The 17,475-nt window shown below is 37.9% G+C and carries 14 protein-coding genes; 9 read left to right on the top strand and 5 right to left on the bottom strand.

Annotated elements, in window-relative coordinates:
• Window positions 1–39: 39 nt before the first annotated feature.
• Window positions 40–2,697, bottom strand: a complete 2,658-nt coding sequence (locus O3746_RS00850; RefSeq protein ID WP_288668251.1) for a PqiB family protein — start codon at window positions 2,695–2,697, stop codon at window positions 40–42.
• Window positions 2,681–3,934: a paraquat-inducible protein A gene (locus tag O3746_RS00845; protein ID WP_049371224.1), complete on the bottom strand. Its 1,254-nt coding sequence runs from the start codon at window positions 3,932–3,934 to the stop codon at window positions 2,681–2,683. The genes O3746_RS00850 and O3746_RS00845 overlap by 17 nt, the downstream gene beginning before the upstream one ends.
• Window positions 3,935–4,103: 169 nt before the next feature.
• On the opposite strand from O3746_RS00845, the gene proQ reads away from it, so the two are divergent.
• From proQ to O3746_RS00820, 5 genes are all read left to right on the top strand, one after another.
• Window positions 4,104–4,751, top strand: coding sequence for an RNA chaperone ProQ (gene proQ / locus O3746_RS00840; RefSeq protein ID WP_049371225.1), 648 nt, complete (start codon window positions 4,104–4,106; stop codon window positions 4,749–4,751).
• A 28-nt stretch (window positions 4,752–4,779) separates the two neighbouring features.
• Window positions 4,780–6,849: a carboxy terminal-processing peptidase gene (gene prc / locus O3746_RS00835; RefSeq protein ID WP_371447506.1), complete on the top strand. Its 2,070-nt coding sequence runs from the start codon at window positions 4,780–4,782 to the stop codon at window positions 6,847–6,849.
• Between the two features lie 79 nt (window positions 6,850–6,928).
• The gene (locus O3746_RS00830; RefSeq protein ID WP_288294048.1) at window positions 6,929–8,398 is read left to right on the top strand and encodes a L,D-transpeptidase family protein; all 1,470 of its coding nucleotides are present in this window, start codon (window positions 6,929–6,931) and stop codon (window positions 8,396–8,398) included.
• 74 nt (window positions 8,399–8,472) lie between these two features.
• Window positions 8,473–9,033: a YcbK family protein gene (locus tag O3746_RS00825; protein WP_049365945.1), complete on the top strand. Its 561-nt coding sequence runs from the start codon at window positions 8,473–8,475 to the stop codon at window positions 9,031–9,033.
• A gap of 64 nt (window positions 9,034–9,097) precedes the next feature.
• On the top strand, window positions 9,098–9,727 hold the full coding sequence (locus O3746_RS00820; RefSeq protein WP_288294043.1) for an MBL fold metallo-hydrolase: 630 nt from the start codon (window positions 9,098–9,100) through the stop codon (window positions 9,725–9,727).
• Between the two features lie 166 nt (window positions 9,728–9,893).
• On the opposite strand, the gene pepT is transcribed toward O3746_RS00820, so the two are convergent.
• The gene (gene pepT, locus O3746_RS00815; RefSeq protein WP_288294044.1) at window positions 9,894–11,129 is read right to left on the bottom strand and encodes a peptidase T; all 1,236 of its coding nucleotides are present in this window, start codon (window positions 11,127–11,129) and stop codon (window positions 9,894–9,896) included.
• Between the two features lie 278 nt (window positions 11,130–11,407).
• Here pepT and potA point away from each other — a divergent pair, with 278 nt between their 5' ends.
• From potA to O3746_RS00795, 4 genes are all read left to right on the top strand, one after another.
• On the top strand, window positions 11,408–12,526 hold the full coding sequence (gene potA / locus O3746_RS00810) for a spermidine/putrescine ABC transporter ATP-binding protein PotA (protein WP_371447502.1): 1,119 nt from the start codon (window positions 11,408–11,410) through the stop codon (window positions 12,524–12,526).
• On the top strand, window positions 12,510–13,370 hold the full coding sequence (gene potB / locus O3746_RS00805; protein ID WP_371447500.1) for a spermidine/putrescine ABC transporter permease PotB: 861 nt from the start codon (window positions 12,510–12,512) through the stop codon (window positions 13,368–13,370). The genes potA and potB overlap by 17 nt, the downstream gene beginning before the upstream one ends.
• Window positions 13,370–14,140: a spermidine/putrescine ABC transporter permease PotC gene (potC, locus tag O3746_RS00800; protein WP_005695832.1), complete on the top strand. Its 771-nt coding sequence runs from the start codon at window positions 13,370–13,372 to the stop codon at window positions 14,138–14,140. The genes potB and potC overlap by 1 nt, the downstream gene beginning before the upstream one ends.
• A 134-nt stretch (window positions 14,141–14,274) precedes the next feature.
• Window positions 14,275–15,357, top strand: coding sequence for an extracellular solute-binding protein (locus tag O3746_RS00795; RefSeq protein ID WP_371447498.1), 1,083 nt, complete (start codon window positions 14,275–14,277; stop codon window positions 15,355–15,357).
• Between the two features lie 71 nt (window positions 15,358–15,428).
• On the opposite strand, the gene O3746_RS00790 is transcribed toward O3746_RS00795, so the two are convergent.
• Window positions 15,429–16,769 carry a replication-associated recombination protein A gene (locus O3746_RS00790; RefSeq protein ID WP_371447496.1) on the bottom strand — a complete coding sequence of 447 codons (1,341 nt, stop codon included), beginning with the start codon at window positions 16,767–16,769 and terminating at the stop codon, window positions 15,429–15,431.
• A 53-nt stretch (window positions 16,770–16,822) separates the two neighbouring features.
• Window positions 16,823–17,449: an outer membrane lipoprotein chaperone LolA gene (gene lolA, locus O3746_RS00785; protein WP_049384978.1), complete on the bottom strand. Its 627-nt coding sequence runs from the start codon at window positions 17,447–17,449 to the stop codon at window positions 16,823–16,825.
• Window positions 17,450–17,475 lie beyond the last annotated feature (26 nt).

Genomic DNA, 17,475 nt, shown 5'->3' with positions numbered 1-17,475 from the left:
CTTTGATGATTCAAAAGTGCGGTTATTTCTTTTTATGTTTTATTGATTTGCTGGTAAAGCACCAGAATTCCAAGTTGGTGCTTCAGCTGGTTTCTTCACTTGCAACATAAAGCGCTGATTTGCCGTTGCTTGCGGTTGAACGATCGTACCCGATGGAGTCGAGAACGAAATCCCCCCTTTCAACAATTGCTGTATACTACCGGTATTAAATTCAGCCCCTTTCCAACCAAGGTTGAAATCATAACCTGATGAAACCCAGAACTCTGAATTTTTACGTACTAAATGTTGATACTTCGGCGTAATCGCAATATGTACCAACACACGATCACCTAAAGAATTCAATTCAAACTTACGCACGGTTCCCACTTCAACGCCTCGATAAAGCACAGGTGATCCTTCTGTTAAATTCATCGCATCACTGGTTTCCAAAATAAATGGCACGCCATTGCTGTATTTATTTCGAGGTTGTGCGGTTTGCGCTAAATTAAACTGTGTTTTTGATGGTCCTTTACCTAACTCAATATCAATGTAAGGCTGTAAAAGGCTATCTAAGTTTTCAATTCCACCTGCTGAGATTTGTGGGGAAATCACTTTAAATACCGTACCTTCTTTTGCAATCATCCCCATATAACTTGGGTTAATTAATGCTTTTGCTGTGATACGATTTGTTTTTTGATCAAGGGCAATCTGCTCAACTTCACCCACATTCATACCAAGATAACGCAAACTCATTCCTTTACTTAAAGCGGTTGCATCATCTGTTATTAACGTAATCACTTGCCCCGCTGATTTGGCTCGTAGTTCGCTTGGATAAAGTGTTTGATTTTTGCCTGAACCCGTATTATCAAAACTAATTGCGCCTTTTAATGATCGCGCAACCGGTGATGCCTGGATACTAATGCCTTTCGGCGTAATATCAATCTGTGCTGCACTTTCTACCCAGAATACACTTTTATCTGTCAGAAGATCTTGATAAGCCGGATAAATATACACATCAATATCAAAATTATTGGCTTTCGGTCTTACGTTAATAATTTTACCTACTTCAAACTGACGATAAAGCACCACAGAACCTTTGCTAATACTTGGCAAATTAGTGGAATGTAACACAATCGTTGGATTCACTAAATTGCCCGTAACGCCTGTTTCTGCACTGCTAATATCTTTATAAAGTGGATAGGTAGAATGCGGTGCACCACTTCCTTTTTTCGCTAATACACGCACGCCACCTTGCAACCATTTTGATGGAGTTGCAGATTCAAAACGTAAGCCATCAATACCCAAACTCACATCAAAATTAGAGGCAGCGACAAACTGGGTGTTTTCATGAATAAGATTGCGATATTCTGATGCAATCGCCACTTCAAATTTGACACCATCAACATTTAAGTGCTGTTTCACAATTTGCCCAATAGCAATATTGTTATAAAACACGGATTGCCCTTCCGCGATACCATAAGTCTCTGGTGCCGTTAAGGTTAAAACCAAAGTATTTAGTGCTTTGAGCAATAACTCATTTTCTCGAATGACTTCGAATTGCGTTTTGCTTTCTCCACTTCCTGGAATAATTTCGAAATAATCACCACGGAAGAATTTCTGTGGATTAGCAATATCGCCTAAATCTAACTTGCGACTTTTCAACACAATGTGCGTATTAGTTTTTAAGAGATTAGCCTGACTTGGCTCAATTAATAATGTCCCTTGTAAAATATCTTCATTGTTTTCAACTGTTCTTAAAGACGAAAGCAAACCGACTTGCTCATCACCATAATAAACTGAAGTTTGTCCAGCTTGTAAACCTGCAGAAACTGGCAGCGTCACCTCAACCTCAATCCCGCGTTTAGCCGCTTGTAAATTAGAATAAAGGATATAGTTGCTGTTAGTCACCGCTTGTGGGCTATCTGATGGCGAGTCGAATGATACGGCACCTTGCACCACTGCATTTAAACTTTCCACTGCCACATTCATACCGGATGAATTAATATTGGCGTTAATACCGCTAATATTCCAGAAACGTGAATCTTTCTTCACAAAATGCGCAAAGGCCTTATCAATTACCACATCAATTTCAACTTTATTCTCTTTATTGAAGCGGTAATCATAAATTTTCCCGACTGGCATTTTTTTGAAGTAAACAGAAGCCCCAATTGAAATCGAACCTAAATCATCCGAAATTAAATGAATTAATAAATCGCCAGGATTTACTTGTGCAATAGGCCCTTGTTCTTCCGCAATAAATTCATCTTCTGAATCACCATCACCTGGTTGAAGCGTAATATAATTTCCTGACACTAAAGAATCTAAACCTGAAATCCCCGCGAGCGATACGCTCGGTTGCACAAGCCAAAATTTAGTATTTTCCTTTAACACATCGGTGGCTTCAGAATGAATACTTGCCTCAACTTTCACTTTTTGCATATTGTCAGTAAAGTTAACCTTCTTCACAACGCCAATTTGCAAACCTTGATAGCGAATCGGTGTTTTATCTGCAACCAACCCTGCACCATTAGAAAATGTAATCGTAATCATCTTTCCTTGTTCTTTCACAATTTGGAAAAATAAAATGGCACCAATACATAATGCAATAAAAGGTAACAACCAAAACGGTGAGATGCGTTTATTCTTACGTAATAACGCTTCTACATTGTTAGATTGCTCATCAATAGATTGAGATTCTGGTTTATTGTTTTCTGTCATAAATTTTCCAAATTAATCGACTATCAAACTGAGAAGTTGAAATCATAGTTAAAAACACTGCTGCACCGAAATAAAATGCCGCAGGGCCTACGGTAAAATTAATAATCTGTCCACGTGTCACTAAAGACATCATCAAGGCTAACACAAAAAGATCCAGCATTGACCAACGTCCTACAAAGTGAATGATATGTAATAGCCGCATTTGCCATTTAATTGAATGTCTCCATTTAAAATGCACGCTTGCCAGTAAATACAACATAATCAGGATTTTGCTTACGGGCACAAAAATACTGGCGAAGAATACCACGAAAGCAACAAAATAGCTGCCCATGCTTATAAATGACATTACACCCGACATCAAGGTATCTTGTGACAAATTTCCTGTTAAATAAACACCGGATATTGGGAGCAAGTTTGCAGGGAAAAGCATGATAATCCCCGCCACTAATGTCGCCCAAACACGTTGTAATTTTACACTCTCTGGTATTTCAATAAGCGATGCACAACGTGGACAAATTGCACGATGATGGTGATCGTATTCTTGATCTTCTTTAAAAAAAGTGTAATCGCAGGCTGTACAAAGTTCTAACGGTTTATCACTTTTAGTAACTGGTTTCTGCTCGGGATAAAAATCATGCCATAAGTCATCTAAATTAATTTTAATGAATAATAAAGTGGTTAAAAGTGCAGTAAAAACAAAAGCAATTAAATACACATCCACTTCTAAAGTGGCATATTCGCGCACTTTAAACATGGTAACACCGAGTGCAACTAAATATACGTCAAACATGACCCAAGGCTTAATATAACCCACAAATAATAAGACATTACGAGGCTTAATTTTGAGTAATTTAGAAAGCTGCAACATAATGACTAGAATCGCAAAAGATACAGGCATTAAAACAGCACAGATAAAAATCATAAATGCAGTATAGGAATATCCCTCTACTGCCATTTTCCAAATTCCTTTCCAAACAGAAGCATCAATTTTAGTACCTAGTAAATCTAAGCTCAATAAAGGATAGCCTAAAGCAAATGGCATTAAAATTAAGATAGAAAGAGCGATTAATGAACAACGTTTAAGTGACCAACGACTTCCTGATTGCAATTTATGATGGCAACGCGGACATTGCGCGTGTTCCCCTTCTTGCGGACGACGAACAGACACCGTTGCATCGCATCCTATGCAACGCACTAGTCTATAAGTGGCATGAGTAAAATCAGGTGTTTTTGTCATTATGTTTTCAGAAATTATAAAAGTGGACTATTTTAGCCTGAATTAAGGGAATTTGTGAAGTTATTCATTAGAATTAGAAACGGAATTATTCTGTCCAACCATTGTCAATCCTTATAAAAGTGCGGTAAACTGTGCAAGTTTTTATTTTTTATCCTAGGAAAACTCAGAAATGACAGATTCTCAAGTTGAAGCCCAAGTTGAAAATAATGCTGAAGGCGTTCAAAAATTAACTGATACAAAAGCGATCATTGCATATCTTGTGGAAAAATTCCCACTTTGCTTTATTGCAGAAGGTGAAGCTAAACCATTAAAAATTGGTCTTTTCCAAGATCTTGCTGAAGCATTAAAAGATGATGAACGTATCAGCAAAACTCAATTACGTCAGGCTTTACGTCAATACACTTCTAACTGGCGCTATTTACATGGTTGCCGTGAAGGTGCTGAGCGTGTGGATTTATACGGCAACCCTGCTGGTGTATTAGACGCAGAACACGTTTCTCATGCGGTTCAACAATTAGCAGAAGCAAAAGCTAAATTTGCAGAAAAACGCAAAGCAGAATTAGCAGCCAAAAAAGCACAACAAAAACGACCTGCTCGTAAGCCAAATTCAAATCAAGCAACTCGCAAACCAAAAGCCCCGCAAGTAAAACTAAGTGCGGTTGATTTCACTACACTTTCTGCAGGTAGCAAAGTAAAAGTGAAAGTAGCAGAACAAGCGAAAAATGCGACCGTATTAAATGTGGAAAAAGATGGCGCACGCGTAGAACTTGAAAATGGTTTAGTGATGACAATCACCGCAGATCGTTTATTTGCCTAATAATTTATTTCTTATCGGGAAAGGTTAAATGAAATTACATACAACCAAAAGTCTTATTGCGACAGCAATTTTAGGTGCGTTATTTCTTCATTCGTCTGACACTTTTGCTGTGCAGCCGAAATTAAAGCAAAGTGATATTACGATTCCTTCAGCAACTGATGCAAATCAGTTGGCAACAAAGCGTGCAACAACACGTTTAACCCAATCACATTATCGTAAATTCCAGCTTGATGACGCCTTTTCCGAAAAGATTTTTGATCGTTATATTAAAAGTTTAGATTACAGCCATAACACCTTTTTAAAATCAGATATTGATGATTTACGTGCTAAATATGGCTCAAAATTAGATGACCAACTTAATGAGGGCGATCTTTCTGCGGCATTTGCGATTTACGATCTGATGATGAAACGTCGTTATGAGCGTTATGCTTATGCTCTATCTCTATTAGATAAAGAACCAGATTTAAAAGGTAATGATCAAATTGAGATCGATCGTGAAAAAGCCGCTTTCCCAGCAACGGAAGAAGAAGCGAATAAACTTTGGGAAGAGCGCGTCAAAAATGATGTGATTAGCCTCAAGTTAAAAGATAAAAAATGGCCTGAAATTAAAGAAAAACTCACTAAACGTTACAATTTAGCGATTCGTCGATTAACTCAAACGAAAGCGGATGATATCGTTCAAATTTACATTAATGCTTTTGCTCGAGAAATTGACCCACATACAAGCTACCTTGCGCCACGTACTGCAAAAAGCTTTAATGAAAGCATGAACCTTTCTTTAGAAGGGATTGGCGCAACATTACAATCTGAAGATGACGAAACTAGCATCAAATCTTTAGTGCCAGGAGCACCGGCTGAACGCAGTAAAAAATTACAAGCGGGCGATAAAATCATTGGTGTGGGCCAAGAAAAAGGCGAAATCGAAGATGTTATCGGTTGGCGTTTAGAAGATATCGTTGACAAAATTAAAGGTAAAAAAGGAACAAAAGTTCGTCTTGAAATTGAACCTGCAAAAGGTGGAAAAAGCCGTATTGTTACCTTAGTTCGCGATAAAGTCCGTATTGAAGACCAAGCAGCAAAACTTACAGTTTCTAAAGTAGATGGTGAAACTGTTGGTGTCATTAAAATTCCAAGTTTCTATATAGGCTTAACTGATGATGTGAAAAAATTATTAGTAGATGCTGAGAAGAAAAAAATTGGCGCTTTAATTGTGGATCTTCGTGAGAATGGCGGCGGTGCATTAACAGAAGCCGTGGCATTAAGCGGTTTATTCATCACTGATGGTCCTGTAGTACAAGTACGAGATGCGTATCAACGTATTCGTGTACACGAAGATGATGACAATGCTCAACAATATAAAGGACCATTGTTGGTAATGATTAATCGTTTCAGTGCATCAGCCTCTGAAATTTTTGCTGCGGCAATGCAAGATTACAATCGTGGTATCATTATTGGGCAAAATACCTTTGGTAAAGGTACCGTACAACAAAGTCGTTCATTAAACTTTGTTTATGATTTAGACCAAACACCACTTGGTGTATTGCAATATACTATCCAAAAATTCTATCGAATTAATGGTGGTTCAACCCAATTAAAAGGTGTCGCTGCAGATATTAATTTCCCTGAAATTATTGATGCCAAAGAAATTGGTGAAGAAAAAGAAGATAACGCATTACCTTGGGATAAAATTCCTCCGGCGACTTATTCTGAAACCAATAAAGCTCGTAAAGATGTTGAAGCATTAAATGAAAAACATCTAGAGCGTATTGCAAAAGATCCTGAATTTATTGCTTTAAATGAAGATCTTAAAATCCGTGATGAACGTCGTGAGCGCAAATTCTTATCATTGAATTTCCAAGAACGCAAAGCGGAAAATGATAAGGATGATGCGAGACGTTTAAAAGATCTCAATGCTCGTTTTAAACGTGAAGGTAAAAAAGCATTGAAAGACATTGATGATTTGCCAAAAGACTATGAAGCCCCAGATTTCTTCTTAAAAGAAGCAGAAAAAATGGCAGCTGATTTAGTTAAACTTAATGCGAATCAACAAAAAGTGGATGCTGAAATAAAACAAGAAGCGGCAAAAGCAACAAAATAACGATTATTTTGACCGCACTTTAGCAGATGAAAAAACTGAAGTGCGGTTATTTTTTATGAATATTTTTAAAGGTACAGCAATGTTAAAAGGAACAATGAAATTAAGCGCATTAGTCTTATCATTATCAATGATGACGTCAGGTTGTGCATTAGCTGAATGGGCCAAAACAGTTGGACAGCCTCAACAAGCCGAAAATAAAGGCGTTGATATGTCTAAATTAAGTCCAGAAGAGCGAGCAAAACTTGAAGCTGAAATCAAAGAAGATCAAGCTCGTCTTGCCGCTGAAAAGCAAGCGATGCTAGAGATGTCATTAACACATGAAATTGGTGAACAAAATCTACAGTTCAAACCAATTTTGGCTAAATTATATGCCGATAATAAATATGACCTAATGTGGAAAGACAAGGCGGCTGAGAAACAATTCCTACGTGAATATGCAGCCATGGTGGCATCTGGTATTTCTAAACGTTCAGCTCAATCGTTAGTCAATTTACATAATGCTGAAAAAACGGGTGGACTCACCTATGATGTGTTGTTAAGTGACGCTTTCCTTGATTACTTGTATTACAGCAAGAACGTCAATCAACAAGCACAACGTTGGTTATACGCAACGAATGCTTATAAACCAGAATTACCAAATCAAGAAGTTATCGACCAATGGCAAAGTGCGGTTAAAAACAATGCTGTTTCTGGTTTTATAAACGGATTATCTAACCATAATCGTTTATATCGTGAAACGGTACAAGCACTTCCATCGATGATTTCAGCTTCAGGTATTTCTGCAATGGGTAAAAAACTTGCCCTTAATGCACAACGCTTACGCGTTATTCCTGATTTTGAAAATGGAATCTTTGTTAATATTCCAAGCTATCAATTGAAATATTATCGTGATGGTAAAGTTCTTCTAGAATCACGCGTCATTGTGGGTAAAAATGAACGCCGTACGCCAGTGATGTACAGCCGTCTGAGTAACGTGGTAGTGAATCCACCTTGGAATGCCCCAACACGTTTAATCAATGAAGATATTTTACCGAAATTAAAACGTGACCCAGGCTATGCGGCAGCACACAACTACTCTATTTTGGATAGCAAAGGTAATACTATCGATCCTTACTCTATTAATTGGAGTAGTATTGGGGATAAATTCCCGTACCGTATCCGTCAAGCAGCTGGCGACAGTGCATTAGGTAACTATAAATTTAATATGCCAAGTTCTGATGCGATTTATCTTCACGATACACCAAATCATAGCTTATTCGGCAAAAAAGACCGTGCATTAAGCTCAGGTTGTGTGCGTGTAGAAAAATCCGATCAACTAGCCTCTATTCTGTTACAAGAAGCTGGCTGGTCAGAAGATAAAAAACGTAACGTTTTAGAAAGTAAGAAAACAACGTCTGCAAACATTCGTACAAATGATCCTGTATTCTTATATTATGTGACTGCATGGGTTGAAAACGGCCAAACACAAGTTTTACCGGATATTTATAAATACGACGATGCCGCGACTTTTAATGGTATTGACTGGGCAGTTGTAAAAAAATATCTTTAAACAATGTTTACGCTAGAACTTTTTAAAGAAAAAATTGTCTAGGGTGAGAGATGGGTAATAAAAGAGACTAAAAAATGGGTAACATTGACAAAAATCGTCGTAAATGGCTTTCATTAGGCGGCATCGTTTTGGGCGCAAGCATGATGCCGAGTACGGTGTTAGCAATGGTCTCTACCCCTAAACCTCGTATTCTCAGCTTCTATAATGTCAACACCAATGAACGATTAAGCGGTGAGTTCTCTGCAACAACTGGATTTAATCGTTCATTACTTGGTAAACTTGATTACTTCATGAGAGATCGCCGTACAGACCAAGTACGCCGAATGGATCCAAATCTCTTCATGAAGTTTTATCATTTACAAAGTGATTTAGGTTTACGTACTGCACAAATTGATGTGATTTGTGGCTATCGTAGTGCTGCGACAAATGCCATGCGTCGTAGACAAAGTCGTGATGTAGCAAGCAACAGCTATCATATTAAAGGCCAAGCGATTGATTTTAAAATCCCTGGTGTACCTTTAGCAAGATTACGCCAAGCAGCCGAAAATCTTGATAGCGGTGGTGTAGGATATTATCCGTATAGTAATTTTATTCACGTGGATACTGGCCCTGTAAGAACATGGCGTGGTGCATAAAAAACAGTTTAATTTTAGACCGCACTTTAGTGCGGTTTTTTGTTATCAACGATAAGGAAAAAAGATGAATATTGAAATTATTCCAGTTACAGCCTTTCAGCAAAATTGCTCTCTTATTTGGGATGATGAAAAAAATGCGGCAATTATCGATCCTGGTGGCAATGCGGAAAAGCTTATTCAACGCATTGAGGAATTAGAATTAAACCTAAAAGCAGTCTTATTGACGCATGGTCATCTTGATCATGTAGGTGCGGCAGAAGCGATTCGCGATCATTTTAACATTGAAATTTGGGGCTCACAGGAAGAAGATCGTTTCCTTTTTGAAAGTCTACCACAGCAATCTCAGCAGTTTGGCTTACCTTATATTTCTGCATTTACACCTGATCGCTGGTTTAATCAAGAAGGCGAAAAAATTCAAATTGGTACATTTACCTTTGAAATTCTTCATCTTCCTGGTCATACACCTGGCCACATTGGTTTTATTGAACATGAAAAAAATATTGCTTTTACTGGCGATGTCCTTTTCCAAAACAGTATTGGTCGTACAGACTTCCCTCGTGGGGATTTCGACACCTTGATCTCATCAATCAAGAATAAATTATTTACATTAAATGATGATATGGTTGTCATTGCGGGACATGGTCCTTACACAACCATTGGACAAGAAAAACGAAACAATCCGTTTTTGAAGTAAAGATCTGAATTTAAGGCAAAAAAAAAGCTCCTAATTTCTTAGGAGCACCAAAAAGGAATTTATGAATAAAATCTCTAAAGTTTAGCTTTATCAAAGGAATCTCGATAAAACGCTAACGATTATATTGACATATTCTGACAAATGCAAGTTTTTTCTTTACACTAATTTACAAATCTTTACAGTTTGCTATTTTTATAACCACTTCGACAGCTTTTTCCATCCCTTCAAGGGTCACTAACTCATGTTTGCTATGGAAATTATAGCCACCAGTAAAGATATTTGGGCAAGCTAATCCTTTTTCCGCTAAAAATGCCCCATCCGTTCCGCCCCGTATTGGTTTGTGATTTGGTGTAATACCACAAGCTTTCATTGCTGCATCAGCAAGCCTAATCGACTGTGGAACATTTTTGACTGTGTCATACATATTTTTGTAACTGTCTTCAATCACACATTCCACGGGTTCCTTCAAACTTTTCTCTCTATTAAATTTTTCTACAAGTTGATAAATAAACGCTTTACGTTGCTCAAAATTAGCTTGGTCAAAATCTCGAATGAGATAATGTAACTCAACTTTCTCAATATCTCCTTTAAAATCATCTAAATGGAAAAAACCCTCTTTTCCCGATGTTTTTTCGGGCACATCATCTTTTGGAAAACCTTGTTGAAACTCACAAGCTAACGTAAGCGCATTCACTAATTTGTTTTTCGCATAACCAGGATGAATTCCCCGTCCTTTAAAGGTGATTTTTGCCGTTGCCGCATTAAAATTCTCATACTCGAGCTCACCCACTTCCCCACCATCAATGGTATATGCCCAATCACAAGGGAAATCGTCTAATGGAAAATAATGCATACCTAAACCAATTTCTTCGTCAGGCGTAAATGCCACTCGAATATTGCAATGTGGGATATTTTCCTGTTGTAAGACAGAAAGTGCGGTCATAATTTCTGCGATTCCAGCTTTATTATCCGCACCAAGTAAAGTAGTTCCATCTGTCACAATCAAGGTTTTGCCAATAAGCTGGTGTAAAAATGGATAATAAACAGGGCTAATAAACTCTTCCCCTAAACCTAAGGCAATATCTCCCCCCCGATAGTTTTCGATCACTTCGGGCTGAACATTTTTACCGCTGCATTGTGGTGAGGTATCTAAATGAGAAATAAGACCTATGGTTTGTGTTAAATCGGGATGATTTGAGGGTAAATAAGCCGTGACGACGGCATGCTTAGTCACATTGACATCTTGTAAACCAAGTTCAATTAATTCTTGCTGCAAATGCAAAGCTAATTTCATTTGTCCTGGCGAACTAGGTGAATGTTTTGCGGACGATTTAGATTGCGTATCAAACGCGACATAAGTTAAAAATCGCTGTAATAATTCATTGTTATTATGTTCTTCCATTTTAAAATTCTCCTTTATATCGGCACTAGTCTAATCCCAAAATTCGTTACAGTTCTTGATATATAACAATAAAGTAGAGAGTTATAAGATTTTCTGAAAAAAGTGCGGTCAAATTTTCGATAATTTTTTTCCTAAAAACACGATTAAATCCTTTTCATCATTAACAATTCGCTATATCATATCTGTTCAATTTTATGTCGCCCCTGCATCATTTTTTGCAGGTTTATTTCTACTCAGCACCAATCAAATTGGTGAAATTAGGGAGAAAACCAAAGCTAGTGGAAAATCTGGTTCAAAACAAGCCTATTATTGAGCTTCGTTCTATCAAAAAATCCTATGGTTATAACACAATTATTGATGATTTCAGTCTAACCATTAATAACGGTGAATTCGTCACAATTCTTGGCCCTTCAGGCTGTGGTAAAACGACAGTTTTACGTTTATTAGCGGGTTTAGAAGAATTAGATGAAGGTCATATTATTTTGGACGGTGAGGACATTACTAATGTTCCGGCTGAAAAACGCCATATCAATACTGTATTCCAAAGTTATGCATTATTCCCGCATATGACTATCTTTGATAACGTGGCTTTTGGTTTGCGTATGCAAAAGGTGTCAGAGAGCGAAATTAAACCTCGTGTTCTAGATGCATTGCGTATGGTGCAATTAGAAGAAATGGCCGACCGTAAACCAGCTCAACTTTCTGGTGGTCAGCAACAACGTATCGCGATTGCTCGTGCTGTTGTGAATAAGCCAAAAGTGTTGCTACTTGACGAATCTTTATCTGCGCTGGATTATAAGTTACGTAAACAAATGCAAAACGAACTTAAACAATTACAGCGTCAACTTGGCATTACCTTTATTTTCGTTACTCACGATCAAGAAGAAGCGATTACCATGTCTGATCGTATCGTCTTATTACGTAAAGGTAAAATTGCACAAGATGGTTCACCACGTGAAATCTATGAAGATCCAGCCAACTTATTCGTTGCTCGCTTCATTGGTGAAATCAACGTATTTGATGCCACAGTGATTGAACGTAAATCTGACGATGAGCTACTTGCTAATGTAGAAGGTCGTGTATGTGATATCCACACGAGCATCTCTGCTGAAAAAGGTCAAAAACTACAAGTGTTATTACGCCCAGAAGATATTGTGATTGAAGAGCTTGACGAAAATGAGCACTCAAATGCAATTATTGGTCGCATTGTGGATCGCACCTATAAAGGGATGACACTTGAGTCTACCGTAGAATTTGATCACAACGGTAAACGCGTATTAGTAAGCGAATTCTTTAACGAAGATGACCCACATATGGATCACAGCGTTGGTCAACGTGTAGGTATTACATGGCACGAAGGTTGGGAGGTTGTACTCAACGATGAAGATAATCAATAATAAATTCCAGAAAATTACTGTTGCAATTATCTTCAGTTGGTTAATCTTCTTTGTGCTAATTCCAAACTTATTAGTATTAACCGTAAGTTTTTTAACCCGAGATGGTAGCGACTTTTATGCTTTGCCATTTACTTTAGATAACTACGCGAACCTGTTTAATCCGCTTTATGCACAGGTTGTGTGGAATTCATTGTATATGTCTGGCATTGCGACGATTATTTGCTTACTCATTGGCTATCCATTTGCCTTTATGGTCAGCAAAATTAATCCAAAATATCGTCCATTTTTGTTATTCCTCGTGGTATTGCCATTCTGGACAAACTCACTTATCCGTATCTATGGGATGAAAGTATTCCTTGGTGTGAAAGGTGTGTTAAATACCATGTTAATAGATATGGGCATTTTGAGTGAGCCTATTCGTATTTTAAATACCGAAGTAGCTGTAATCATTGGTTTAGTGTATCTCCTTTTACCATTTATGATTCTTCCACTCTACTCTGCTATTGAGAAATTAGACGGGCGTTTATTAGAAGCGGCAAGAGATTTAGGCGCGAATGCTGTTCAACGTTTCTTCCGTGTGATTTTACCATTAACCATGCCAGGTATCGTAGCAGGTTGTTTATTAGTATTACTGCCTGCAATGGGTATGTTCTATGTCGCAGACTTACTTGGTGGTGCGAAAGTATTATTAGTTGGTAACGTGATTAAGAGTGAGTTCTTAATTTCTCGTAACTGGCCATTTGGTTCGGCAATCAGTATCGGCTTAACCATCTTGATGGCATTGTTGATTTTCGTTTACTATCGTGCAAATAAATTGTTGAATAAGAAAGTGGAGTTAGAATAATGAGTCGTTTACTACGTAATATTTTTATGTTTGTGGTATACGCTTATTTGTATATCCCAATTATTATCTTGGTGACTAACTCCTTTAACGAAGACCGTTATGGTTTAAGTTGGAAAGGCTTTAGTTGGAACTGGTATGAGCGTTTATTTAATAACGATACCTTAATCCAAGCTGCGTTCCACTCTGTCACTATTGCTTTCTTTGCTGCAACCTTAGCAACTATTGTAGGTGGTTTAACCGCGATTGCACTTTATCGCTATCGTTTCCGTGGTAAACAAGCAGTAAGTGGTATGTTATTTATCGTCATGATGTCACCAGATATCGTAATGGCGGTTTCTCTACTTGCCTTATTCATGGTTGTAGGGATTTCGTTAGGTTTCTGGTCATTATTATTGGCGCACGTAACATTCTGTTTACCTTATGTTACCGTAACGATTTTCTCGCGTTTAAATGGCTTTGATGCAAGAATGCTTGAAGCAGCAAAAGATTTAGGTGCGAGCGAAGTCACCATTTTGCGTAAAATTATCCTACCACTTGCCTTACCGGCTGTAGTATCTGGTTGGTTATTAAGCTTTACTATTTCATTAGATGATGTTGTCGTATCGTCTTTCGTAAGTGGTGTAAGCTATGAAATCCTACCATTGCGTATCTTCTCTCTTGTTAAAACAGGGGTAACACCAGAAGTGAACGCATTAGCAACGATTATGATCGTGCTTTCATTAGGATTAGTAATTTTAAGTCAATTAGTTACACGCAAAAATAATCATTAAACATTGATATAAAAAGGTTTCACAAATCTTTTAAGATCAAATAAAATACGCCTTGACGCACAATCAAGGCGTTTTTTTATACCTGCATTAATGCAGGTGGTTTTTTACCCCTCTTTTACGGAGAACAAAGAAAAATGAAAAAATTTGCAGGTTTGCTTACTGCCGGTTTAGTTGCCGCTACATTAACTGCTTGTAACGACAAAGAAGCCAAGCCTGATGCAACAAAAGCACAGGCCCCAGCAAATGATACTGTGTACTTATATACTTGGACTGAATATGTACCAGATGGTCTTTTAGATGACTTCACAAAAGAAACTGGTATCAAAGTTATCGTAGCAAGTCTTGAATCCAATGAGACGATGTATGCCAAAATGAAAACCCAAGGTGATGCAGGCGGTTATGATGTTATTGCTCCATCTAACTACTTCGTATCTAAAATGGCTCGTGAAGGCATGCTACAAGAATTAGATCACAGTAAATTACCTGTTATCAAAGAATTAGACCCTGATTGGCTCAACAAACCTTATGACAAAGGCAATAAATACTCACTTCCTCAGTTGTTAGGTGCGCCAGGTATTGCATTTAATACCAATACCTATAAAGGCTCTGACTTCACTTCTTGGGGTGATTTCTGGAAACCAGAATACGCAAATAAAATCCAATTATTGGATGATGCGCGTGAAGTATTCAATATTGCATTATTAAAAATTGGTCAAGATCCAAACACCAAAGATCCAGCAATTATCAAGCAAGCTTACGAAGAGTTGTTAAAATTACGTCCAAACGTACTTTCTTTCAATTCAGATAACCCTGCAAACTCTTTCATCTCAGGTGAAGTAGAATTAGGTCAATTATGGAATGGTTCTGTACGTATCGCGAAAAAAGAACAAGCGCCATTAAATATGGTGTTCCCAAAAGAAGGTCCTGTTCTTTGGGTTGATACTTTAGCGATTCCTAAAACCTCTAAAAACCCAGATGGTGCTCACAAGTTAATTAACTACTTATTAGGTGCAAAAGCTGCGGAAAAATTGACTTTAGCGATCGGTTACCCAACAGCTAACCTTGAAGCGAAAAAAGTGCTTCCGAAAGAAATCACTGAAGATCCATCTATCTATCCACCAGCAGAAATCCTTCAAAAAAGCTACTGGCAAGATGATGTAGGTGATGCGATTCAATATTATGAACAGTATTACCAAGAGTTAAAAGCAGCAAAATAATGCGCTTTTAAGTAATAATCAAAAGAGCGGTCAAATTGACCGCTCTTTTTTACATTTAATGTGTAGAAAAACTATTTATAGCGTTTTTTTGATGCGTTTTTATCTTGTTCATGTAAACGTTCAAGCTTTTCTTTAATTTGAATTTCCATCCCTCGATTAGTTGGGAAATAATACTGGGTATCTTTCAGTTCCGGTGGAAAGTAATTTTCTCCTGCGGCATAAGCATTTGGCTCATCATGTGCATAGCGATATTCAGCGCCATAGCCTAATTCTTTCATTAAAGCCGTTGGCGCATTACGTAAATGAGGTGGCACATCGAAATCAGGAAACGCTTTCGCATGCTGTTTAGCAGCATTAAATGCTTTATAAACCGCATTACTCTTTGGCGCTACGGCCAAATAAATAATGGCTTGCGCAATAGCTCGCTCTCCTTCATAGGCACCCACTCTCGTAAAACAATCCCAAGCGGCGAGAGCTACTTGCATTGCTCTTGGATCAGCATTGCCCACATCTTCCGAAGCTATCGCTAATAAACGTCTTGCAACATAAAGAGGATCGCCACCTGCGGTAATAATTCGTGCATACCAATAAAGTGCCGCATCCGCTGCTGAGCCACGAATGGATTTATGTAAAGCAGAAATCAAATCATAGAAGCGATCACCTTGCTTATCAAAACGCGCTTGTCGTTCACCTAATACTTCTTTCAACAAAGTGCGGTCTAATTTTTTACCGTTTTCTGTTTCAGGAGCCATGTCCACCATCAATTCAAGGCAGTTTAAAGCCAGGCGCGCATCACCATTCACATATTCAGCTAATACCTGTAGTAAATTCTCTTCTAAAACTAACCGCTCTTTACCTAATCCTCGCTCAGGATCAGAAATGGCTTGTTGTAGAACTTGTTCGATTTCAGTAACTGTCAATGGCTTGAGTAGATAAACTCTCGCACGAGAAAGCAATGCATTATTTAATTCAAAGGAAGGATTTTCCGTTGTCGCACCAATAAAAATAATCGTACCATCTTCAATATGTGGCAAAAACGCATCTTGTTGGCTTTTGTTAAAGCGATGTACTTCATCCACAAATAAAATCGTTTGGCGATCTGCAAGTCGATTTTGTTTCGCTCGCTCAATTGATTCTCGAATTTCTTTCACACCGCTTGTTACCGCTGAAATTCGTTCAACTTCTGCATTGATACGATGAGCAATAATTTCCGCCAGTGTTGTTTTACCTGTACCCGGCGGTCCCCACAGAATCATAGAATGAACATGCCCTGCTTGAATCGCTTTACGAAGTGGCTTTCCTTCCCCAATTAAATGCGTCTGCCCATAATATTGTTCCAAATTTGTTGGACGCATACGGGCTGCTAAAGGACGAAAGTCATTTTCAGCAAAATCAAAATTAAGATTAGACATATTCTTTCCTTAATAAGCAAAAGGTGTGAAAATTATCATTCACACCTTATGGATTATTTTTTACCTTTACGTTGGTCATCCAATTCTACACCTTTCGGTACGCTAAATTGGAATAAGCTATCAGCTAAGGTTTGGTTTGTAATATTGCGCAATACATAAAGATTGGTTTGACCATCTTTTTCTGTCGTGCTGAAATTTTTTAACACACCATTTGCATCGACACGAATATCAAATTGTTTAATATTGCTATTTTTCGCCTTTGGTTTTAACACAAAGGTATCCGCATTCTGTGTCACTGAATACTGATTCCAGTGGCTTTTATCGTTACTGGTTAAAAGTACAAAAGGTGTATTATTGACTGCATCCTTCACCCATTGAGCGGTAACTTGTTGCACGAATGGGTCGTAATACCAAAGGGTTTTACCATCTGCAATAATTTGTGTTTCTTGTGGTGATTTGGTATCCATACGGAAAAGATTTGGACGTTTAATTTGAAGTTTTCCACTTCCTTGTTGAACATTTTTACCACCAACAGAAGTCACGGTTTGAGAGAAATCAGCACTCAATACTGTCACTTGATTTAAGCGATTTTGCAGCTCATCCGCAGCATCGGCAAAAGCAAAACTACTCGCACTCAACAGTGCAGTAAGTGCGGTCATTTTTAATAATGTTTTTTTCATTCTACTTTCCTTTTTGTAAAGTGAAA

The organism is Haemophilus sp. 27098_8_127 (assembly GCF_041433495.1).
GTDB lineage: Bacteria > Pseudomonadota > Gammaproteobacteria > Enterobacterales > Pasteurellaceae > Haemophilus_D.
This window is presented reverse-complemented; position numbering and strand designations above follow the sequence as displayed.